The 22,220-nt window shown below is 53.8% G+C and carries 22 protein-coding genes; 6 read left to right on the plus strand and 16 right to left on the minus strand.

Annotation, left to right across the window (positions count from 1 at the left end; all coding sequences use genetic code 11):
• Window positions 1-24: 24 nt before the first annotated feature.
• Both ABU178_RS15065 and mutY read right to left on the minus strand, forming a co-directional pair.
• A complete protein-coding gene (locus ABU178_RS15065) occupies window positions 25-297 on the minus strand; it encodes an oxidative damage protection protein (protein ID WP_397216333.1) in 273 nt (90 codons plus the stop codon).
• Window positions 297-1,382 (minus strand): A/G-specific adenine glycosylase, encoded by a 1,086-nt coding sequence (gene mutY / locus ABU178_RS15070; protein WP_397216335.1) that lies wholly within the window; start codon window positions 1,380-1,382, stop codon window positions 297-299. The genes ABU178_RS15065 and mutY overlap by 1 nt, the downstream gene beginning before the upstream one ends.
• 154 nt (window positions 1,383-1,536) lie before the next feature.
• On the opposite strand from mutY, the gene trmB reads away from it, so the two are divergent.
• Genes trmB through ABU178_RS15085 form a run of 3 tightly spaced genes read left to right on the plus strand, consistent with a single transcriptional unit; the run spans window position 1,537 to window position 3,343 of the window.
• A complete protein-coding gene (gene trmB / locus ABU178_RS15075; RefSeq protein WP_397216337.1) occupies window positions 1,537-2,256 on the plus strand; it encodes a tRNA (guanosine(46)-N7)-methyltransferase TrmB in 720 nt (239 codons plus the stop codon).
• Window positions 2,256-2,582: a YggL family protein gene (locus ABU178_RS15080; RefSeq protein ID WP_397216339.1), complete on the plus strand. Its 327-nt coding sequence runs from the start codon at window positions 2,256-2,258 to the stop codon at window positions 2,580-2,582. The genes trmB and ABU178_RS15080 overlap by 1 nt, the downstream gene beginning before the upstream one ends.
• 44 nt (window positions 2,583-2,626) lie before the next feature.
• A complete protein-coding gene (locus tag ABU178_RS15085; RefSeq protein WP_397216341.1) occupies window positions 2,627-3,343 on the plus strand; it encodes a DUF2884 domain-containing protein in 717 nt (238 codons plus the stop codon).
• Window positions 3,344-3,389: 46 nt separating this feature from the next.
• On the opposite strand, the gene hemW is transcribed toward ABU178_RS15085, so the two are convergent.
• Genes hemW through ABU178_RS15105 form a run of 4 tightly spaced genes read right to left on the minus strand, consistent with a single transcriptional unit; the run spans window position 3,390 to window position 6,411 of the window.
• Window positions 3,390-4,532: a radical SAM family heme chaperone HemW gene (hemW, locus tag ABU178_RS15090; RefSeq protein ID WP_397216343.1), complete on the minus strand. Its 1,143-nt coding sequence runs from the start codon at window positions 4,530-4,532 to the stop codon at window positions 3,390-3,392.
• Window positions 4,525-5,118 carry an XTP/dITP diphosphatase gene (locus tag ABU178_RS15095; RefSeq protein WP_397216345.1) on the minus strand — a complete coding sequence of 198 codons (594 nt, stop codon included), beginning with the start codon at window positions 5,116-5,118 and terminating at the stop codon, window positions 4,525-4,527. Before ABU178_RS15095 ends, hemW begins: the two co-directional genes overlap by 8 nt.
• 21 nt (window positions 5,119-5,139) lie before the next feature.
• Window positions 5,140-5,694 (minus strand): YggT family protein, encoded by a 555-nt coding sequence (locus ABU178_RS15100; protein ID WP_397216347.1) that lies wholly within the window; start codon window positions 5,692-5,694, stop codon window positions 5,140-5,142.
• A 12-nt stretch (window positions 5,695-5,706) separates the two neighbouring features.
• Complete coding sequence (locus tag ABU178_RS15105; RefSeq protein ID WP_397216349.1) at window positions 5,707-6,411, minus strand: YggS family pyridoxal phosphate-dependent enzyme; 705 nt, start codon at window positions 6,409-6,411, stop codon at window positions 5,707-5,709.
• 16 nt (window positions 6,412-6,427) lie between these two features.
• On the opposite strand from ABU178_RS15105, the gene ABU178_RS15110 reads away from it, so the two are divergent.
• Window positions 6,428-7,420 (plus strand): type IV pilus twitching motility protein PilT, encoded by a 993-nt coding sequence (locus ABU178_RS15110; protein WP_397216351.1) that lies wholly within the window; start codon window positions 6,428-6,430, stop codon window positions 7,418-7,420.
• A 32-nt stretch (window positions 7,421-7,452) separates the two neighbouring features.
• Here the strand turns inward: ABU178_RS15110 and ruvX are convergent, their stop codons facing one another.
• The 8 genes from ruvX to metK all read right to left on the minus strand — a co-directional run bounded on the left by ruvX (window position 7,453) and on the right by metK (window position 15,027).
• Entirely contained in the window at window positions 7,453-7,869 is a 417-nt protein-coding gene (gene ruvX / locus ABU178_RS15115; RefSeq protein WP_397216353.1) for a Holliday junction resolvase RuvX, read from the minus strand.
• Window positions 7,869-8,432 carry a YqgE/AlgH family protein gene (locus ABU178_RS15120; protein ID WP_397216354.1) on the minus strand — a complete coding sequence of 188 codons (564 nt, stop codon included), beginning with the start codon at window positions 8,430-8,432 and terminating at the stop codon, window positions 7,869-7,871. The genes ruvX and ABU178_RS15120 overlap by 1 nt, the downstream gene beginning before the upstream one ends.
• An 83-nt stretch (window positions 8,433-8,515) precedes the next feature.
• Window positions 8,516-9,460, minus strand: coding sequence for a glutathione synthase (gene gshB / locus ABU178_RS15125; RefSeq protein ID WP_397216355.1), 945 nt, complete (start codon window positions 9,458-9,460; stop codon window positions 8,516-8,518).
• Window positions 9,461-9,576: 116 nt separating this feature from the next.
• Entirely contained in the window at window positions 9,577-10,308 is a 732-nt protein-coding gene (gene rsmE, locus ABU178_RS15130; RefSeq protein ID WP_397216357.1) for a 16S rRNA (uracil(1498)-N(3))-methyltransferase, read from the minus strand.
• A gap of 75 nt (window positions 10,309-10,383) precedes the next feature.
• Complete coding sequence (endA, locus tag ABU178_RS15135) at window positions 10,384-11,091, minus strand: deoxyribonuclease I (RefSeq protein WP_397216359.1); 708 nt, start codon at window positions 11,089-11,091, stop codon at window positions 10,384-10,386.
• A gap of 66 nt (window positions 11,092-11,157) precedes the next feature.
• Window positions 11,158-11,676: a SprT family zinc-dependent metalloprotease gene (locus ABU178_RS15140; RefSeq protein WP_397216361.1), complete on the minus strand. Its 519-nt coding sequence runs from the start codon at window positions 11,674-11,676 to the stop codon at window positions 11,158-11,160.
• Between the two features lie 103 nt (window positions 11,677-11,779).
• Entirely contained in the window at window positions 11,780-13,177 is a 1,398-nt protein-coding gene (locus tag ABU178_RS15145) for a sugar porter family MFS transporter (protein WP_397216363.1), read from the minus strand.
• Between the two features lie 698 nt (window positions 13,178-13,875).
• Complete coding sequence (gene metK, locus ABU178_RS15150; RefSeq protein WP_397216365.1) at window positions 13,876-15,027, minus strand: methionine adenosyltransferase; 1,152 nt, start codon at window positions 15,025-15,027, stop codon at window positions 13,876-13,878.
• Between the two features lie 819 nt (window positions 15,028-15,846).
• On the opposite strand from metK, the gene speA reads away from it, so the two are divergent.
• Window positions 15,847-17,823, plus strand: coding sequence for a biosynthetic arginine decarboxylase (speA, locus tag ABU178_RS15155; RefSeq protein ID WP_397216366.1), 1,977 nt, complete (start codon window positions 15,847-15,849; stop codon window positions 17,821-17,823).
• A gap of 38 nt (window positions 17,824-17,861) precedes the next feature.
• On the opposite strand, the gene ABU178_RS15160 is transcribed toward speA, so the two are convergent.
• Together ABU178_RS15160 and ABU178_RS15165 are read right to left on the minus strand one after the other, a co-directional pair.
• Window positions 17,862-18,650 (minus strand): EAL domain-containing protein, encoded by a 789-nt coding sequence (locus ABU178_RS15160; RefSeq protein WP_397216368.1) that lies wholly within the window; start codon window positions 18,648-18,650, stop codon window positions 17,862-17,864.
• Between the two features lie 27 nt (window positions 18,651-18,677).
• Window positions 18,678-20,156 carry a diguanylate cyclase domain-containing protein gene (locus ABU178_RS15165; RefSeq protein ID WP_397216370.1) on the minus strand — a complete coding sequence of 493 codons (1,479 nt, stop codon included), beginning with the start codon at window positions 20,154-20,156 and terminating at the stop codon, window positions 18,678-18,680.
• Between the two features lie 1,100 nt (window positions 20,157-21,256).
• On the opposite strand from ABU178_RS15165, the gene speB reads away from it, so the two are divergent.
• The gene (gene speB / locus ABU178_RS15170) at window positions 21,257-22,177 is read left to right on the plus strand and encodes an agmatinase (RefSeq protein WP_397216372.1); all 921 of its coding nucleotides are present in this window, start codon (window positions 21,257-21,259) and stop codon (window positions 22,175-22,177) included.
• Window positions 22,178-22,220 lie beyond the last annotated feature (43 nt).

Below are 22,220 nucleotides of genomic sequence, written 5' to 3' on the forward strand. Positions count from 1 at the left end.
GCCTCAAGGCTGAGGCCCTAAAGTTTACGCTTCGGGCGGCGTGTAGCCTTCAATGTGCACATCTTTGCCTTCAAAAAGGAAATTCACCATCTCCTTCTCCAGCACTTTACGATCTTCCGGATTCATCATGCTGAGCTTCTTCTCATTGATCAGCATGGTCTGCTTGGCCATCCATTTCTGCCAGGCCTCTTTGGAGATCTCATTGTAGATGCGTTTGCCCAGCTCGCCGGGATAAAGCTGAAAATCCTGACCTTCAGCATCTCGTTGTAAATAAGTACAAAAAATAGTGCGGCTCATTACTCTTCCTCTTGGGTCACGCGCGTGTGCAGCGTCAGTTGCCGGGGATGCCGCAGTTCATGCAGCAGACGCTCTACCGGCGCGGCCAAACCAACTGACGGTGGTTGCGCTAAGTTATACCAGAGACCGCCTGCTTCATCCATCGCGGCTCCGGCCGAGGGCCACTCAAGCCACATCGGCACGATATCAAGATGAAAATGGCTGAAGGTATGCCGAAAGGCGGTCATCTGCTGCGGCTGACCTTTGATGCCGCGCACGTCGAGCCAGGCCTGAAGCGCCTCTTCGCTGCTGAACTGCGGGAAACAGAACAGGCCGCCCCACAGGCCCACCGGCGGCCGCTGCTCCAGCCAGACGCCGTCGCCATGCTGCATCATCAGAAACCAGCCGCTGCGCTCTGGCAATGTCTGCTTCGGTTTTTTGCCGGGATAACTGGCCCAACTGTTGTTGGCGTAAGCGACGCAGCCGCTGTTCAGCGGACAAATCTCGCATTTTGGACGTGAACGGGTACAGACCAGCGCGCCGAGATCCATCATCGCCTGATTAAAATGGTTCACGCCTGTCGCTGGCGTGACTTCTTCGCTGATCTGCCACAGACGTTTCTCAACCTCTTTTTTACCCGGCCAGCCTGCCACAGCATAGCAGCGCGCCAGCACGCGCTTCACGTTGCCGTCGAGAATAGGATAGTGCTGACCTAAAGAGAGTGAAAGGATCGCCCCGGCGGTGGATCGTCCCACGCCCGGCAGCGCCGCCACGTCGTCGAAATTTTGCGGAAACGCGCCCTGATGCCGTTCCACTACCTGCTGCGCCGCCTTGTGCAGATTGCGCGCGCGCGCATAGTAGCCAAGACCGGTCCAGAGGTGCAGCACCTCGTCCAACGGCGCGGCAGCGAGATCGCCCACTTCGGGAAAGCGCGCCATAAAGCGTTCAAAATAGGGGATAACGGTAGCGACCTGGGTCTGTTGCAGCATCACTTCAGACAGCCAGACCTTATAGGGCGTTTTGTCCTGCTGCCACGGCAGGGTTTTGCGGCCAAAGCGCTGATACCAGTTCAGCACCTGTTGCGCGAACTGCTGCGCTTGCATCATAAGAAGGAAATTTTCCGTGATTACTCTACACTCAGGCAGGAATTCCAGCACAGACGCTGGAGGGTGTAAACCGGAAGATTGCAAAGGCTTGCTTCTGTTTATGAACTTTGCATAATGCCCGTTTCCCTGAACAGGCTAATCAGCAGGCTTTGACATGATAAATGACGTCATCACACCAGAATTTGACGAGAACGGGCGTCCATTGCGCCGCATTCGCAGTTTCGTACGCCGCCAGGGGCGTTTAACTAAAGGGCAGGAGCAGGCGCTCGATCAATACTGGCCGGTGATGGGCGTGGAGTTCCAGCCGGAGCCGCTCGATCTGGTCGCGCTGTTTGGCCGCGACGCGCCAGTGGTGCTGGAGATCGGCTTTGGCATGGGCGCTTCGCTGGTCAGCATGGCGCAGAGCAATCCGCATCAGAATTTCCTCGGCATTGAAGTGCATGCGCCGGGCGTCGGCGCCTGCCTGGGTTCGGCAAAAGAAGCGGGGGTGGAAAACCTGCGCGTGATGTGTCACGACGCGGTTGAAGTGCTGGAGAAGATGATCCCCGACAATTCGCTGCGCATGGTGCAGCTCTTTTTCCCCGATCCCTGGCACAAGGCGCGTCACAACAAGCGTCGCATCGTACAGGCGCCGTTTGCCGAGCTGGTGCTGAGCAAGCTGAAGCCGGGCGGGGTGTTTCATATGGCAACCGACTGGGAAGCCTACGCAGAGCATATGCTGAGCGTGATGAGCAATGTGGAAGGTTACCGCAACCAGTCGGAAAGCAACGATTACGTGCCGCGTCCGGAAACGCGTCCGTTAACCAAATTTGAGCAGCGCGGGCAGCGTCTGGGCCATGGCGTTTGGGATCTGATGTTTGAGAGGGTGAAATAATGGCAAAACAGCGCAGCCGTCGTTTACGTAAAAAGTTACATATTGATGAGTTTCAGGAGCTGGGCTTTTCCGTCGCCTGGCGTTTTCCCGAAGGCAGCAACGAACAGCAGATCGACGCCACGCTGGAAGATTTCATCAATCAGGCGATCGCTCCCAACGGTCTCGCTTACGATGGCAGCGGCTATCTGCAGTGGGAGGGGCTGATCTGCCTGCAAAAGATCGGCCAATGCACCGATGAGCATCGTGAGCTGGTGCGTAAGTGGCTGGAAGATCGCAAGCTTGAAGATGTGAAGGTAACGGAACTGTTTGACGTCTGGTGGGACTAAAGAAGCATTCGGTCTGGCTTACTGACGCTTTTTAAGGAGAATTCATGTTTCGTAAAGCTCTTCTGGCTGCACTGCTGCTGAGCGCCGTACAGGCGCAGGCGGCGTATGAATGCAGCGTCAAGCCGCAGGATGATGTGGTGATTACGCCGCAGAGCGTGCAGGTGGCAGGCGCCAGCGGCAATTTGCAGATCTCCCCGCAGGGCGACCTGCAGTTTAACGGCGACAAAGTCGAGGTGGATAACGCCACGCGGCAGAAAGCGATCGATTACCAGAACGCGCTGCGTCGCGACCTGCCGTGGGTTGACAGCGGCGCCAGCTCGCACCTTGAAAAAGGGCGCGCCGCGCTGGATAAGGTTATCGTTGAGAAGCTGGGTGCCAACAGCAACGTTCGCAACCGTCTGACCACGCTGAACAGCCAGCTGAAGCAGCAGATGAACCGCATTATCGAACATCGGCCCGACGGTCTGACGTTCCATCATCAGGCGATCGATCAGGTGCGCGCCGACGGCGAGCGCCTTGTTCAGAGCGCGCTGGGCGGCGTGTTGCAGGACAGCCTGAACGAGATGGGAACCAAGCAGACCGGCAACAGCAGCAATCCTCTACAGGCGATCATGGGCAACCTCGGCGGATTGCAGCAGGCGATTCAGACCGAGTGGAATAATCAGGAGCAGGATTTCCAGAATTTCGGCCATGAAGTCTGTAACCGTGTTATTACGCTGGAAGATCAGCGTAAAGCGTTGTTAGCAGGATTGAAGAAGTAAGATAACGGGCCGGCGCTGACCGGCCCGAATTTTTTTAGCGCAGTGATTACGCTGCCTCGTCGAGGAACAGCTCCAGCAGCGAGTTCAGGAACAGTTTGCCTTTCTCGGTGATTTGCCAACTTTCACTGCTTTCCACTACGTAACCGGCGGCGATGGCGGCATCCATCTGTGGGCGAATCCTCTGCTCCGGCAGGCCGGTATAGCGCACAAATTCGTCACGCGGCGCGGCTTCCAGCAGACGGAAACGGTTCATAAAGTACTCGAAAGGTTTCTCCGCATCGGCGACTTCATACTGCTTATCACGATATTTCCCGGCCATAAAGCCGCGCGGGTGACGGGTTTTTACCGTGCGAACAATACGTCCATCAGGCTGAGTCAGCTTGCCGTGCGCGCCGCAGCCGATGCCAAGATAATCACCAAAGCGCCAGTAGTTCAGATTGTGCTCGCAGCGATAGCCCGGTTTGGCGTAGGCCGAGGTTTCATATTGCTGATAACCCGCCGCTGTCAGCAGTTCATGGCCCTGCTCGAAAATATCCCACAGCGCATCGTCGTCCGGCAGCTTAGGCGGGCGCGAGCTAAACAGCGTGTTCGGCTCAATGGTTAGCTGATACCACGACAGATGCGGCGGGTTCAACGCGATGGCCTGGCGCAGATCGTCCAGCGCCTCTTCCAGCGACTGATCGGGCAGGCCGTGCATCAAATCGAGGTTAAAGCTGCGCAGCTGCAAACCGGCGGCCAGCGCTGCCGCCCGCTTTGCCTCTTCCGGGCCGTGGATGCGGCCCAGACGTTCCAGTTTCTGCGGGCTAAAGCTCTGTACGCCAATGGAGATACGGTTGATCCCTGCGCGTTGATAGGCGCTAAAGCGATCGGCTTCTACCGTGCCGGGGTTCGCTTCCATGGTGATCTCAGCATCGGCCGCCAGCGGCAGACGGGCGCGCACGCCATCCATCAGCATTTGCATCGCGTCGCTGCTCAGCAGGCTGGGCGTACCGCCGCCGATGAAAATCGTCCGCACTTCGCGTCCCTGAGAAAGCGGCAGATCCTGTTCCAGATCCACCAGCAGGTGACGGACATACTCAATGTGCGGCACGTCGCCCTTCAACGCATGGGAGTTGAAGTCGCAATAGGGGCATTTCTGTACGCACCACGGAATGTGGATATAGAGGCTCAGCGGCGGCAAATTAATCATTGCGCATCGCATCCAGCAGCAGCGTCAGCGCTTTGCCGCGGTGGGAAACCGCGCGCTTTTCATCTTTGCTCAGCTCCGCGGCAGTTTTGCCCAGCTCAGGCAGATAAAAAATCGGATCGTAACCAAAGCCGCCTTCACCAGCCGCCGCGCGGGTCATTTCCCCCGCCCAGCTGCCATGAAACACCAGCGGTGTCGGATCCTCTGCATGACGCAGATAAACCAGCACGCAGTGGAACTGCGCCTGACGCTCGCCGTCCGGCACCTTCTCCAGCGCCGCCAGCAGCTTCTTCAGATTCTGCTGGTCAGTGGCATCTTCGCCCGCGTAGCGCGCAGAGTAAATTCCCGGCGCGCCGCCGAGCGCATCCACCGCCAGACCGGAATCATCCGCTATCGCCGGCAGGCCGGTAATCTGCGCTGCATGACGCGCCTTGAGAATAGCGTTTTCGATAAAGGTCAGGCCGGTTTCCTCGGCTGACTCCACGCCAAGATCGGTTTGCGCCACGATATCCAGGCCGAAGGCGGCGAGCAGATCCGCCAGTTCACGTACTTTGCCGGGATTGCCGGTAGCGAGCACAACTTTTTGCATAACAGTTCCAGAATTAAACAATTACAGCAGGTACCAGAGGCCAGGGAACAGGTCCATGCCGAGGAAGTTCAGGGCATACAACACCAGAATCACGATCATCGCGGAGAAATCGATGCCGCCCATCGCAGGCAGAATACGACGAATCGGTGCCATCAGCGGCTCGGTCAGCTGAATCAGCACATAATCGATCGCACCGCGTCCCTGACTGATCCAGCTCATCAGCGAACGGATGATGATTACCCAGAACACCAGATAACCGGCTGATTTCACCAGCGACAGCAAGCCAACCAGCAGGTTAGTAGGATCGACCGAGAAGACGCCCACCTGAATCAGCAGCAAAATCGGATATTTCAGCGTGGTCAGGATAAAGGCCAGCAGCAGCGAGGCGGTATCAATGGGGCCGATAGCCGGAATAATGCGGCGTAGCGGCTTAATGATGGGCTGGGTCACCTTGACGACAAACTGCGCCAGCGGATTGTAAAAGTCACAGCGCGACCACTGCATCCAGATGCGCAGCAGCAGCACCATGACGTAGAGATCAATCAGGGTTTTGACTAAAAACGTCAGTGTTAACATGGGGTTCCTCAATTATTGTTGTGGTTGCTGTGCATAGCGTGCGCCAAAAATGGCGGTGCCGATGCGCACCATAGTGCTGCCCGCCTCAATGGCGGCTTCCATATCGTCGCTCATTCCCAGAGAAAGCGTATCGACGTCAGGATAGTGAAGCTTCAGCGACGTAAACGCGGCGGCCATCTGCTGGCAAACGGCAAGCTGACGCTGATAGTCGCTTTCGGGCGCAGGAATCGCCATCAGGCCGCGCAGCCGCAGCCGGGGCAGTGCTGCGATGGCCTGCGCCAGCTCGGGTAACGCCTCCAGCATGATGCCAGATTTGCTGTTTTCGTCACTGATATTTACCTGAATTAACACGTTCAGCGGCGGTAACGCGTCCGGACGCTGATCGTTGAGACGCTGAGCAATACGCAGGCGATCAACGGTGTGGCACCAGGCGAAATGTTCCGCCACCAGGCGGCTTTTGTTCGACTGCAGCGGCCCGATAAAATGCCATTGCAAAAGGGGATGTGCGGCCAGCGCCTGGATCTTTTCAACCCCCTCCTGCACGTAATTTTCCCCAAAGGCGTGCTGCCCGGCGGCGGCGGCTTCTTCGACAGCGCTCGCAGGTTTGGTTTTGCTCACTGCAAGCAGGGTAATTTCCTGTGGATCGCGCCCGCAACGCTGCGCTGCCGCTGAGATACGCTGACGTACTTGCTGTAGGTTGTGCTGGATAGAGGTCATAGTCGGGAGAATAAACATGGAGCTGGATGAAATTGTGAGCCTTAGTGTAAAGCATAACGCCGCCGATCTGCACCTTTGCAGCGGACATTTGCCGCACTGGCGACGACAGGGCGAGCTGGAGGCGATGCCGGACCAGGCTGTTGTCGATGGGCAATGGCTGGAATCCTTTATGATGCAGCAGCTCGATGGCAGCCAGCAGAGCCAGCTGGAGCGCGAAGGGCATGTGGATTTTGCCCTCCAGCTGGAACAGGGCGCTCGTCTGCGCGCCAATCTGTTTATTCAACGCCACGGTTTGTCGCTGGCGCTGCGCAACATCGCCAGCAGCGCCCCCCGGCTTGAGACGCTGCGCCTGCCAGCGGTAACCGCTTCGCTGCTGCTGCTGGAGGCGGGTTTAATCCTGATTACCGGCGCGACCGGCAGTGGAAAAACCACGACCCTGGCGGCGATGATCGACGCCCTTAACCGTGAACAGCAGCGGCACATTATCACCCTGGAAGATCCCATTGAGTTTATTCATCACAGCCAGCGCTCCCTGATCCAGCAGCGGGAAATCGGCCAGCACTGCGGCTCGTTTGCGCTGGGGCTGAAGGCGGCGCTGCGTGAGGATCCCGATGTGATTCTGCTCGGCGAGCTGCGCGACAGCGAAACCATTCGTCTGGCGCTGACGGCGGCGGAGACTGGCCATCTGGTACTGGCGACGTTGCATACGCGTGGGGCAACGCAGGCGGTAGACAGGCTCGTGGATGTTTTTCCTGCCGAAGAAAAAAATCTGGTGCGCACCCAGCTGGCCGGTAGCCTGCAAGCGGTCTTTGCTCAGCGGCTGGAGAGGGCGCGCGAAGGCGGGCGCGTCGGGCTGTTTGAAGTGCTCATCAACACGCCAGCGGTGGCCAATCTGATCCGTGAAGGCAAAATGCACCAGCTTCCCGGCGTGCTGCAAACCGGGTCGCAGGCGGGAATGCAAACTTTTGAGCAGAGCCGCCAGGCGCGCCAGCAGGAAGGATTGCTTTAAACCGCCGCAAACCGCCGCGCCAAATGGGGGAATCAGTGGTTTTCGAACCAGTCCTGCAGAATGATGACCGCTGACTGGGAATCCACCTGACCTTTATTCAGGGCGCGATAGCCGCCGCGTTCGAACAGCGACGCGCGCGCTTCAACCGTGCTCAGACGTTCATCCTGCAACTCGACCTGAACGCCAAAGCGGCCATGCAGGCGGTTAGCAAATTTGCGCGCGCGCGCCGTAAGCGGCTGCTCGGTGCCATCCATATTCAGCGGCAGGCCCACCACGACAAAATCGGGCTGCCACTCTTTCAGCAGACGCTCGATCAGATTCCAGTCGGGCGTGCCTTCCTGCGCTTTCAGGGCGGCCAGCGGGCGGGCGGTGCCGGTCAGCTGCTGACCAATCGCCACGCCAATGCTTTTGGTGCCGAAGTCGAAGCCTAACAAGGTTTGCGTCGGCATCAGGCGTGTCCGGCATCGCTGGTCATGTTGTGAATATCCACGCCCAGACTCTTCGCCGCTTCGCGCCAGCGCTCAGCCACCGGCGTCTGGAACAGAATGAGGCTGTTGGCTGGCGTAGTCAGCCAGGCGTTTTCCAGCAGCTCATTTTCCAGCTGATCTTTTTCCCAGGCGCAGTAGCCCAGCGCCACCAGTACCTGGTCCGGCTGTTCAGGCGTGCCGATCGCTTCCAGCACGTCGCGTGACGTGGTGATCACCGTGTTATCGGAGATGCGAATGCTGGAGGCGTAAGTATGTTGAGCTGAATGCAAAATAAAGCCGCGATCTTCCGCCAGCGGGCCGCCAGCAAACACCGGCTTATCCAGCTTAATGGCGGGATCGCGCTCGCCGGGGGTGATTTTGAGCTTTTTCAGAATGCCTTCCACCGTCAGATTTTCCAGCGGCTTGTTCACAATCAGACCCATTGCGCCCTCGTCATTGTGCTCGCAGACGTAAACCACTGAGCGCTTGAACAAAGGATCCTGCAGCGAAGGCATCGCAATCAAAAAATGATGCTGTAAATTCATTCTCACTCGATTTATCAATGTTTACCGACGCCGCAGGCGCAGCATCGGTAATGGGTTGATGACGGCGCGTTCCGTCTTTATGCTCAGCCCAGACGTTTCTCGATCGCGTCCATTAACATGCCGGTAATGGAGATCGGGAAAGCCGCTTCGATTTCACGCACGCAGGTCGGGCTGGTCACGTTAACTTCAGTTAGTTTATCACCGATAATATCCAGTCCGACAAAAATTAGCCCTTTCGCCTTCAACGTCGGGCCAACGCGACGGGCAATCTCCCAGTCGCTCTCGCTCAGAGGACGTGCTTCGCCACGTCCCCCCGCTGCCAGATTGCCGCGCGTTTCACCCGACTGAGGAATGCGCGCCAGGCAGTAAGGCACCGGCTCGCCATCTACCACCAGCACGCGCTTGTCGCCATCCTTTATCGCGGGCACATAGTTCTGCGCCATGCAGTAGAAGCGGCCATAGTTGGTCAGGGCTTCGGTGATTACGGAGAAGTTAGGATCTTCCTGTTTTACGCGGAAGATCGAGGTGCCGCCCATGCCGTCCAGCGGCTTGAGGATAATGTCGCCATGCTCCTGCCAGAAGGCGCGCAGTTTCTCTTTGCTGCGCGTCACCAGCGTATCCGGCGTCAGTTCAGCAAACCAGGCGGTGTAGAGCTTTTCATTACAGTCGCGCAGGCTCTGCGGCTTATTGACGATCAGCGTGCCCAGCTCTTCGGCGCGCTCAAGGATATAGGTGGCGTAGATAAATTCGGTATCAAACGGCGGATCTTTGCGCATCAGCACTACGTTGAGATCGGCTAACTGAATCTCCTGCTCGCTGCCGAACTCATACCATTTATCGTAGTTCTGCTCTACGCTCAGCAGACGGGTGCGCGCCCAGGCTACGCCGCCGCGCAGGGAGAGATCGCCCATCTCTATGTAGTGAATTTCATAACCACGGCGCTGTGCTTCCAGCAACATCGCGAAGCTGGTGTCTTTTTTAATATTAATGGACGAAATCGGGTCCATTACAATGCCAAGTTTGATCATTATTCTCTCCTCAATGAAGCGGACATATTTCCGCCCCGTTCCGTGCGGGCAGCGATTGCTGACCAGTCAGGACGCCGTTGAGTGCCGCGCGTCTCTATATAGCCTGGAATTATCCATTAACCTAAGTCGCCAAACCTCACCTGAAGTGCCGTAATAGCCGTCAGAGCGGTGGTTTCGGTGCGCAATACGCGTGGGCCGAGCAGGATATCGGTAAAACCGTGCTCGCCGGTCATGGCGATTTCATCCGCCGTCAGTCCGCCTTCCGGACCAATCAACAGGCGCACGCGCTCAACCGGCTGCGGCAACGTGTTGATGCTGTGGCTGGCGCGCGGATGCAGGTTTAGCTTCAGACCGTCATCCGCTTCGGCGCACCAGGCCTCCAGCGTCATCGCCGCGCGAATTTCCGGCACGCGGTTGCGGCCGCACTGCTCGCAGGCGGCAATCGCAATTTTTTGCCATTGCTGAATCTTTTTCGCCAGCCTGTCGGCATCCAGCTTTACGCCACAGCGTTCAGAAAACAAGGGCGTTATCACATTTACACCCAGTTCGATCGATTTCTGGATGGTGAATTCCATTTTTTCGCCGCGCGACATCACCTGGCCAAGGTGTAAAAACAGCGGCGATTCGCGGTCATCCTGCTGGCTTTCAAGGAGAGTTACTTTTACACGTTTTTTGTCTGCCTGTGTGATCTCAGCCACAAAAGTCAGATTAGTGCCATCGAACAGTTCCAGACGCTGGCCGCTGGTCATGCGCAGCACGCGGCCAACATGGTTGGCCGCGTCGTCATCAAGAAAAATTTCGTTGCCAGGTTGTAACGGTTCGGGATGATAAATGCGAGGTATGCGCATGCGGATCCTGCCAGCATTATGCCGTGTGCTGCCACACGGCAAGGTGAAGAAAGGGCATAGTGTAGGGCAGGGATTTTAGCGCTGGCAAGCGCGCTGCACATAAGGGTTATGGTTGCCCTGTACCTTAGCGATGCGGGCGTCGCGTTCGCACTCCCAGGCGGTAACCGGATACTGCTTATCCCAGACGGTGAACAGCTGGGTTTGCTGACGTGACAGGCGCAGCTGGTACTGGTCGCGCATATAGAAATAGGTGCGGGCGATAGCGCCGCGTGCGCGCTCGGGCGGCTCGGCAAGCTTGTTTTTAAAGTCGATCTTCATGCTGCATTGCCCATACTGTTTTTCGCTGCCGTTCCACTGACTGTACTGGAAATTGCCGCGGTCGCCGTTCACTTCGCCTACCGCCGGCTGCAGGTTATGCAGATCAGACTCGATACGGCGATAGCCCTCATCCTTGCTGCAGTTTTTACGACCGCCGTTCTGCCAGCATTGGCGCTGATGACCAAACTCCCAGGCAGGCATGACGTGTTCCCACTCGATGCGGTTGGCGCGGTTGGCGTTTTTGCGCACCTGATATCCGCACGAATTGAGATCCGGCACCCCTTTTTTACCCTGCCAGTTGATTTTACAGCCGCAGTAGAAGGAGCCGGGGGCGTCAGCATTGATGCTGGCTGCGTATGTTTTCGCCTGCTGGAAATTGTTCTGATGGTAGTTATTCAGGCTCAGGCTGTGAGCCGCCAGCGGAGAAAGCAACAATGAAAAAGCGATAAGCGTTTTGCGAGACATATTCCAGTACCAGGGCCATCAAAAAGGCGGCAGGGTACCAGAATGGCGCCGCAGGCGGAATGAGAATTAAGCCTGGGTTGCGCTGAATTCCCCTGGCTGTAGCAGGGTGCCGCACTGAACGCAGCGGTATTCGCTTTCGCCGCGCAGGATGCGGTTATGGCGACGTATCGTAAGCTGGTGCTGCTGGCAACCACAGCGATAAGCGAAGGTGCGGCTGCGCACCGAGTCGATTTCAAACTGATGCGTGCGCCGTGCTGGCACGCCGAGCACGCTTTCCATCATCCATTTCCACTCTTTGCCGTGCGGCGGCACGCGGCCAAAGTGTTTCCATGTCAGCAGATGCGCCAGCTCATGCGGCACTACTTCCTCAATGAACGCCTGCTGGTTTTCCAGCAGTAGCACCGGGTTGAGGCGAATTTCCCAGTTTTCCAGCCAGGCGGTGCCCGCAGCGGTGCCGCGCTGCTGATAAACCAGTTTCGGTTCGGGATAATCGCATTCCAGCCGACGGTTCGCCAGAAGCAGGTTTTCGCGCAGCGCGCGCATCACGGCCTGTTGCAGCGCGATGGGGAGACGGGGAGCTTTCATGTCGGCAAGCATAAGCCGGGGAAGAAAGGAACTCAACGGGGAAAGCGGAGGAAATAAAAACGGCGGGACAAGCCCGCCGTTTCATCTCATTAATGCAACAAACTTAATCGTGCGAACCGATGTCGCGTAATTTTTTACCGGCCATCAGGTTGCGCTCGATGTGCTCCAGCGAAACGTTTTTCGTCTCCGGGATCAGCGCCAGCGTCAACAGGATAAAGAAGACGTTGAGTGCGGCGTAAACCCAGAAGGTGTTCGCATTGCCCAGCGTGTTCAGCATCGTCAGGAAGGTTGCGCCGACGATCATGTTGGCTATCCAGTTGGTGGTGGTCGAAATGGTGATACCGAAGTCGCGTCCTTTCAGCGGCTGGATCTCAGAGCAAAGCACCCAAATCAGCGGGCCGGCGCTCATCGCAAAGCCAATGATGAACATCAACAGCATGGCGATAGCGAAGTATTGCGCGCCCTGCGAATGGATGCCTATATGGAGCATGGTACCCAAAATGCCCATGCCGATAGCCATCACCAGGAAGCCCAGCACCAGCGTCGGCTTACGTCCCCAGCGATCCACCAGACCGATAGCGATAAAGGTCGCCAGCACGTTGATCAGGCCAACAATTACCGTTCCCCACATCTGCTCGGTGGTATTGGTGAAACCGGCGATTTCGAAGATTTTCGGCGCGTAGTACATGATGACGTTCATGCCGGTGAACTGCTGCATTACCTGCAGCAGAATGCCAAGGAATACGGCGCGACGAAAGTTGCTGTTGCTCTGGAACAGCGCCCAGCCGGTCTGTTTCACCTTCAGGCTTTCACGAATCTCATCCAGCTCGCGTTTCGCCTGCTCGCTGGTATCACGCAGGCGATCCAGCACCCGCTGCGCATCGCGAAAGTTGCCTTTCGCTGCCAGCCAGCGCGGGCTGTTCGGTAAGAAGAACACGCCCACCAACAGCAGCGCAGCCGGAATGGTAATCACCCCCAGCATCCAGCGCCAGTTGCCGCTAAAGCTCAGCGCGGTATCAGAGAGGTAAGCACCGAGAATACCGATGGTGATCATCAACTGATAAAGAGAGATCATGCTGCCGCGAATTTTCTCAGGCGCAATCTCAGAAAGATAGAGCGGGGCGGTGTAAGAGGCGACGCCCACCGCCAGACCCAGCAGAACACGCGCCGCAATCAGCATTTCCGGGTTTGGTGCCATAGCGGACCAGAGCGAACCCATCACAAACAAGATTGCGCCCGCCATCAGGCTTTTTTTACGGCCAAGATGGGAAGACATCCAGCCGCTGCCAATCGCGCCTACGGCGGCGCCAAACATCATAGAGCTGACGATCCACTCTTGCTGATGAGGCGTAACGTTAAAATCTTTCGCAATAAAGGGCAGAGCGCCGGCGATAACGCCGATATCAAGCCCGAACAGCAGACCAGCAAGAGCCGCAAGAAAGCAGACAAAGAAGGTCATTGCCTTATTTGACGTTCTGCTTTTGGATGTATTGGCAGGCATTTTGTCTCCAAATTTATCTGTCTTTGTTTTTATCAATGTTAAAAAACCTGTTTCCGGAAAAAAGTGAAGCCGATCACATCAATGTAAGCGGTTACACACGCTGAGACCCTGAAATTCAGCATTTTTTCCTGAAAAGGTTAAATAACCAGTAAGGTATTGCACCCGTTAAGTTTCTGACATCGCTTCCAATCGTAGATATCAGAGGACGCTGAAAATAACGCATTTTTAATGAAATAACTACGCTGTTAAATTCCTAAATCACAGAAAGTTAAAGCGTTTCAATTTGTAAGCGTTATCAAAAAGGTGCATCAACAAGCGATTGAAGTGTAGTAGATAAACCAAAGATTGATGTGGCAGAAAAAATCAGAGGAATAAGCAGGCAAAATTTTTGCGAAGTTATCTTAAGGCAGTGGAGGCAATATTGTGATGTAGATCACAAAAGTATTTCAGGTTATAGAGCAGATAACGCTTTATTTGAATCTATGATTCGTCAGGAAGGGGTTTCTGTAAAAATGGTCTTTATATTAAATAGGTTAATTTTAAGCGGTTTTTTCTTCTGCTAATTCAGACGCAACCATGCGCATCGGCGTAACAGAAAAGCAAAGGGAGCCATCTCTGGCTCCCTTTAACGTTGCGTCATTCACGCTCTCTGATTCTTTATCTCCAGCCCTGAAACCATCAGGGCGCAGAGAGCGGAATTACAGACCAGCGGCGTCGCGCAGTTGTTCCGCTTTGTCGGTTTTTTCCCACGGGAAATGCTCGCGACCAAAGTGGCCGTAAGCGGCAGTCTCGCGGTAGATCGGTTGCAGCAGATCCAGCATCTGGATCAGACCGTAAGGACGCAGGTCGAAGAACTCACGAACCAGCAGCGTCAGCTGTTCAGTAGCAATTTTCTCGGTGCCGAAGGTTTCCACCATGATGGAAGTCGGCTCAGCCACGCCGATAGCGTAGGAAACCTGAATCTCACAGCGGTCAGCCAGACCGGCCGCCACGATATTTTTCGCTACGTAGCGCGCTGCATAAGCGGCAGAGCGGTCTACTTTCGACGGATCTTTACCGGAGAATGCACCGCCGCCGTGACGCGCCATGCCGCCGTAGGTATCAACGATGATTTTACGACCGGTCAGGCCGCAATCGCCCATCGGGCCGCCGATAACGAAACGCCCCGTGGGGTTAATGAAATATTTGGTGCTGCTGTTCAGCCATTCTGACGGTAAGACCGGCTTGATGATGGTTTCCATCACCGCTTCCTGCAGATCTTTCTGCGCAATCTCTTCCGCATGCTGGGTTGAGAGCACTACCGCGTCGATGCCGACGATTTTGCCGTCGTCATACTGGAAGGTGACCTGGCTTTTCGCATCCGGGCGCAGCCACGGCAGGGTGCCGTTTTTGCGCACTTCAGACTGGCGCTGTACCAGACGGTGCGCATAGGTGATCGGCGCTGGCATCAGCACGTCTGTTTCGTTGGTCGCATAACCAAACATCAGACCCTGGTCGCCTGCGCCCTGTTCCAGCGGATCGGTGCGGTCAACGCCCTGGTTGATATCCGGAGACTGTTTGCCGATTGCGCTCAGTACTGCGCAGGAGTTGGCATCAAAGCCCATATCGGAATGAACATAGCCGATATCACGTACGGTATTACGGGTGATCTCTTCGATATCAACCCATGCGCTGGTGGTGATTTCACCGCCAACCAGCACCATACCGGTTTTCACGTAGGTTTCGCAGGCCACGCGCGCTTTGGGGTCCTGTTCCAGGATTGCGTCCAGCACGGCATCAGAGATTTGGTCAGCGATTTTATCAGGATGTCCTTCCGATACGGACTCGGACGTAAAAAGGTGTTTTGCCATTCTATTCTTTACCTTACTAAAATGGTTTGAATTCGACTGCATAGCGCAAGAGAGGCGAGGCCTGTTCCGGCGCTCCTTCAGGCAAAGCCGCGAGCAGTTAAGGAAGTGCGAGCACATAAGGCTGACGCAGCCTGGATGTTAACCAGTTTAGATGGAAAACCATCTGGACGGCTATTTTAGGTTACACAGTGAGCGAATTACCAGTGCTTTTTCTGTTTCCGCATTTTACATCAACGCAGCGCTGGAAAATTTTCCTGACAGCTGGCGGATTGCCGGGAAATTTTTTGCAATTTCCCCGGCCAGGAGGTATAAAACGCCGCGGCTTTGTGTGCCGTAAAGGATGACGCCGCAGCGCGTCGCGCCCGTCAGATAAGCTGTTTATCTGGCTTTCACCCAGGTTGTTTTCCATATGCTGATGGCATGTGTGGAGGTGATAAGAGTAATGAACCTACTTTTTGCTCATTTCGGTTCTCTGCGCTGTTCAGGCGCGCTGGCGATCCTCTCTCTCTTCTTACCTGTTTCTCTTTTCTGCCGACGTTATGTTCGTTGCGGTAATTATCCCGACACGAGCGCCGGTTAATCTTTTCAACCATTCTGACCACGCGCGATCTTCGCCTGCTTTTGCCGGTAGAAGGTCCAGGCTATTTCTGTTCCGTTAAGCGGAGTCCGTCCAGGTGTTTTACACTTATAGCTTTGCAACAACCGCTCAGGCGGGTGCACCACGGTTTAGGTTGACGGCGGGAAAAACGAGGGAACCTGGTTTATCTGCGGCTAAGCCAGAAAACGATTTTTTATTTCAACGGAAAATTGAGGTTCGTGATGTCTGACGACATGAAGAATATCAAGGGTTCGTCAGCAGGCGAACTGGGTGTACTCCGCTCTATGCAGGAGGTAGCCATGAACGATCAGGACGCCAGCAAAATGCTGCGCACATACAATATTGCCTGGTGGGGCAATAACTACTACGACGTAAACGAGCTGGGGCACATCAGCGTCTGCCCGGATCCGGATATGCCGGAAGTTCGCGTCGATCTGGCGAAGCTGGTGAAAGAGCGCGAAGCGGACGGTCAGCGTCTGCCGGCGCTGTTCTGCTTCCCGCAAATTCTGCAACATCGCCTGCGCTCCATTAACGCGGCGTTTAAGCGCGCCCGTGAATCTTACGGCTACAAAGGCAACTATTTCCTCGTTTATCCGATCAAGGTGAACCAGCATAAACGCGTGATCGAATCGCTGATCCACTCTGGCGAACCGCTCGGTCTGGAAGCAGGTTCCAAAGCAGAGCTGATGGCGGTGCTGGCCCATGCCGGGCAGACTCGTTCGGTTATCGTCTGCAACGGTTATAAAGATCGTGAGTATATTCGTCTGGCGCTGATCGGCGAGAAGCTCGGCCACAAAGTTTATCTGGTGCTCGAGAAAATGACCGAGGTGCGCCTGGTGCTGGAAGAGGCTGAGCGTCTGAACGTTACGCCGCGCCTCGGCATCCGCGCGCGTCTCGCCTCGCAAGGCTCCGGTAAATGGCAGTCCAGCGGCGGTGAAAAATCGAAGTTCGGGCTGTCGGCAACGCAGGTGTTGCAGCTGGTAGAAATCATGCGCAATGCCGGTCGTCTCGACAGCCTGCAACTGCTGCATTTCCATCTCGGCTCGCAGCTGGCTAATATCCGCGATATCGCTACTGGCGTGCGTGAGTCGGCGCGCTTCTTCGTTGAGCTTGCCAGGCTGGGCGTTAATATCAAATGTTTTGACGTGGGCGGCGGTCTCGGCGTGGATTATGAAGGCACGCGCTCGCAGTCTGACTGCTCGGTAAACTACGGCCTGAACGAATACGCGAATAACGTTATCTGGGCCATTGGCGCCGCCTGTGACGAGCATGGGCTGGAGCATCCCACGGTGATCACCGAGTCGGGCCGCGCCGTGACCGCGCATCATACGGTGTTGGTCTCTAACATCATTGGCGTAGAGCGCAATGAGTTCAGCACGCCGGAAGCGCCGGAAGCCGACGCGCCGCGTCCGATCCTCAGCCTGTGGGAAACCTGGCAGGAGATGCACGAGCCGGGCAATCGCCGTTCGCTGCGCGAGTGGCTGCATGACAGTCAGATGGACCTGTTTGATATCCACACCGGCTACTCATCAGGCACTTACGATCTGAAACAGCGTGCCTGGGCCGAGCAGCTTTACCTGGGGATTTGTCACTATATCCAGCAGCATCTCGATCCCAGCAACCGCGCGCACCGTCCGATTATCGACGAGTTGCAGGAACGCATGGCGGATAAGATTTACGTCAACTTCTCGTTGTTTCAGTCAATGCCGGACGCCTGGGGGATTGGCCAACTCTTCCCGGTGCTGCCGCTGGAGGGGCTGAACAAATCGCCGAAACGTCGCGCCGTGCTGCTGGATATCACTTGTGACTCTGACGGCACCATCGATCATTATGTCGATGGCGACGGCATCGCCACCACGATGCCGATGCCGGAATATGACGTTGATAATCCGCCCATGCTCGGCTTCTTTATGGTCGGCGCTTATCAGGAGATTCTCGGCAACATGCACAACCTGTTCGGCGATACCGAAGCGGTGGATGTCTATGCTCGTCCTGACGGCAGGGTAGATGTTCAGCTTTCGGATGAGGGCGATACCGTGGCGGATATGCTGCAGTATGTTCAGCTCAACCCGGATGAACTGATGAGTCTGTTCCGCAACCAGGTAAAAGAGACCGACCTCGACGAAGAGCTGCGTGCGCAGTTCCTCGCGGAGTTTGAAAGCGGCCTGTATGGCTATACCTATCTGGAAGACGAGTAAGCTTTACAAAAAGGTTGAGCGCCAGACGCTCAACCTTTTTAATACCCGGCAGCTTGCTGATAAAAATTATTTAGCCAGGGAAGAACCTGCCGCTGAGCCATCGGACGAGCAAAAAGATAACCCTGAAAAACTTCCACACCCTGTGAGCGCATCAATGCCTGTTGCGGCTCAGTCTCAATACCTTCCGCAATAATGACTTTGCTGTTTTGCTGTCCGTAAACCACCACGGAAGAGATGATATCGCGGATCAGGTTATTGCTTTGCGCCGTCAGGCAGATCTCTCTGTCGATCTTTATCGCATCGAAGTCAACCAGCTGAATATTTTTCAGAAAAAACTCTCCTGACCCGAAATCATCCAGAATCAGAGGGATGCCGCTAGCTTTTAACCGCTTTAGATTATCCTGAATAATTTCATCTGAAAATATATCAACGCACTCTAATATCTCCAGCTTAACGGCTGCTTTATCGATGTGTGACTTTTCAAGCAGCTCAAGGATCTCTTCGGCAGCATGAGGCAGCTTAAGCGTCGGGTTTGACACATTGATGCTCATTGCACAGGTTAATCCTTCATCAAGAAGCTTTTTATGCATGTCCAGGCTCTCTTTGATGATGAATTTAAACACCTGATGGCCCAGCAGATCGCTTTGCAGAAGCGTGTAAAAAGTGCTGAGGGGAATATCCTGTCCCTGATAATGCCAGCGTATCAACGCTTCTAAAGAATAAATCTGATTATTCGTTACATCGACCTTTGGCTGAAAAACAGCATATAACTCTCTGTTTTTTAAAGCGCAGCTTAATTTTTTTCTCATTTCATTTTTGGAAAACATAATTTTCTCGTGAGTAAGATGTTATATTTAATGGGTGATGGATTTTAGTGATTTTTTATTTTTTTCTGCATACAAAATCTCATCAGCGCGTTTAATTGCGCTCGTCACAGATTCATTGTGTTTCCATTCCACCACACCCCATGAGACAGATAAAGAAATATGCTTACGAAAATCTTTGAGTTGCACCAATACTTCCTGCAAATATTCTTCTGCATGGCGACAGGACCTTTCGGGAAACACGATGCAGAACTCATCGCCGCCTAAACGAATAAATATCTCTTTTCCGCTTTTCCTCAACTGTTGGAAAATATTGGTAATATATACCAGTGCGTTATCGCCCATTTCATGCCCGTAAGTATCATTGATAAACTTAAACTTATTGCAATCTATTACCGCGAGGGCACAAGGGTGAGGCACATGAAGCAAATTTAACACTTTGCGATTATAAATGTTGGTTAAATGGTCAGTCATACTTTCCTGGCTGCTTTTTATTACGTACCACCTTAAAACAAACCAGACCACCACCGTGGTTAAAAAAGCCAGCAGCAAAGCAGTAAACGCAGTACGATTATAAATCACAAACGCAGGCAGAACGATATCAACCATCACGGTATATTTTTTAGATAAGTCATAGACCATGGGATTGTGATAATCGCTTTTATCCCCTGACAGAATGATCTCATTCCCCGTATCGTATGAAACGAGCTTTTCGTTGACGTAACGACTGTCAAGCTCGCCAGCCGCCGCTTTAGCGAATACTTTTAAATCGCTCATGGTATTATCATACATTAATGCGCCGAGTACCCGCTCGCTTCCGGGTTGGCTCAAATCATAAATATAGCTGATTACGCTGTATGCATTGGTATGGGTAAGCTGGTCTTCATAAATTTCAGTACTGACCGTGCCTTTTGACTGGGGATCCTTAGAAAATTTACGGTTCAGATAACTGTAATGCCGCGTGAAAATCTTTAACGCATTAGCGCGCTCAGGAACAAAGATATAGGTATCCAGCGGCGCAGGGATCGTGACATAGACACAATCCCCGGCAAATGAATAAAAATAGTGGGTTCTCGCCATGTAATTGTTATCAAATCTATAATTATTATAAATATAATCTATGCTTTTTATAATATTGTAAACCTCTACACTGACAGGATTAACACATTGTAGTGTTCCGTGCACCTGCGGATGTGTGTTCTTATGATGAGTGTTAAAACCATAAATATGATGAGTCTCATCATATTCCACCTCCTTTAACGCGAGGCGTGACAGGCCGTCGTCCTCTTTGCTTCGTTGCAAAAGATTAACAGAAATAGTCTCAGCAACCTGCTCGTTCAGATTGAAGTTATCGATGAGGATTTTAGAAAAACGTTCGCCAGCCAGGCTCACTTCCACTTTGGTTTTTTTATAAGGGAAGTAGATTCCGGTAAAAGAAATGGCCATAAATAGCGCTGCGCAAATAGAGGCGATATACGCTTTTTGCTTTAATGAGATAGGGTTAATCATTTGCGATGCATATCTTTAAGTTTGTTTTGAAACGAACGTTACGTTCTTCTGGCTCTCTGAATAGTATTGGAAAAGATGAAAGAGTAGATACAGACGAATCGCTAAGCTAAATACATTACTGATATTGTGTGTTTTTTAGCATTGTGAAAATTTGATTCAGATCAAATTATAGTGGTTAATAATTATTCATCTGTTTGCCGAGCTCTGAAAAACATTATAGCCTGAGGTGGAAAATAATTTTTATTCAATGAGTTATGTTGTGAAAAATAAATAATCTGCTGCGCGTTCGCCGATAATTATAATGAAAAAATGGCACCAGTTGGGTAGTTTTTTACAGAAGGCGATACCTGTATTCAACTATTGCCGATAAATTCATCATGTCAGAAATCTCTTATTTTGTTCTCCTGTTATTGAAGTCAGGTTTGTGTGTCATTCCACTCGTCAGAAAAATTATCCTTTTGCTTTAGAGATCGTTCAGCTTTTGTTGCTCATCTTTTTGATTTAGCGATGAGTAACAATTCACTGACGTCTTTTTGCGCTGACATGCTGTCTGGCCACCAGCCTGTACCCTGAGTGAAATAATCACAGCCGGTCAGGAACGACTTATGCGCCCTTGAATGGATATTTACGCAACGGAATAAGCGAAAAGAAGTCGACAATGAAGTGATATGGCGGAGTATGAACAGTGTGGCAGATGCCGCGTACCCTAAAAACCTGTCAGAATAATCGGTTGTTGCAAACTTATTATCTTGACGCTCAATATCCTTGCGCCAGCAATTAAGCTTTTATCTGCCCTGAAAGCGTAATATAGCATTTTACTCAGCTTGTTCATGATGGGAATATCCTTGGCTTTTACAATAAATAGATGACAAATTGTTATATTTGCTAATTTATTAATCTTTTTCATGCTTTACGGCGTCTCTCCGCCATCAGGACAACCTGTTGCAGCTTACCCGCTTCTTCGCGATAATCAGCGTAATTTGCTGAATATCATCAATCCCTTCCTCGTCGGGTTCAACGACGCGGAGGGGATTTTTTTCATCTATACCTTAACAGGCATGCGGGCCTGGCCCGACTCTCAGATATCACGAGGATGAGTTATGTATAACACCCTGGGCAATCAGTACGACAATTCCCTGGTCTCAAACGCCTTCGGCTTCATGCGTTTTCCGGTCAACTTCCAGCCTTACGACAGCGATGCCGAATGGGTGATCACCGGCGTGCCTTTTGATGCCGCCACCTCAGGCCGTCCGGGCAGCCGCCTGGGACCAGGCGCGATTCGTCAGATTTCCACTAACCTGGCGTGGGAAGGATGTCGCTGGCCGTGGGATTTTGATCTGCGTCAGCGGCTGAACGTGGTTGACTGCGGCGACCTGGTTTACGCCTTCGGTGATTCGCAGGATCTCTCCGACAAATTGCAGGCGCACGCCGAAAAGCTGCTGGCGAACGGCAAACGTATGCTGACCTTTGGCGGCGACCACTACGTCACGCTGCCGCTGCTGCGCGCGCACGCAAAACATTTCGGCAAAATGGCGCTGGTGCATTTCGATGCTCATACCGACACCTATTCCAACGGTCCGACCTTTGACCACGGCACCATGTTCTTCACCGCGCCGAAAGAGGAGCTGATCGATCCCAACCATTCGGTGCAGATCGGTATTCGTACCGAATTTGATAAGAGCCTCGGCTTTAACGTGCTGGATGCGGCACAGGTCAACGATCGCAGCGTGGACGATATTCTGGCGGAAGTAAAACGCACCGTGGGCGATCTGCCGGTTTACCTGACCTTTGATATCGACTGCCTGGACCCGGCACACGCGCCCGGCACCGGCACGCCGGTAATTGGCGGCCTGACCACTGATAAAGCCACCAAGCTGATTCGCGGCCTGCAGGGGATGAACATCGTCGGGATGGATCTGGTGGAAGTGGCGCCAGGTTACGACCACGCCGATCTGACGTCGCTGGCGGCAGCGACCCTGGCGCTGGATATGCTGCACGTGCAGGCTGCCAATAAAGGCTAAGCCATCACGGTGAATATGCCGCCCGGCAGCTACACTTTGTGGC

This window comes from Pantoea osteomyelitidis (genome assembly GCF_044342975.1).
GTDB classification, from domain to species: domain Bacteria; phylum Pseudomonadota; class Gammaproteobacteria; order Enterobacterales; family Enterobacteriaceae; genus Pantoea; species Pantoea osteomyelitidis.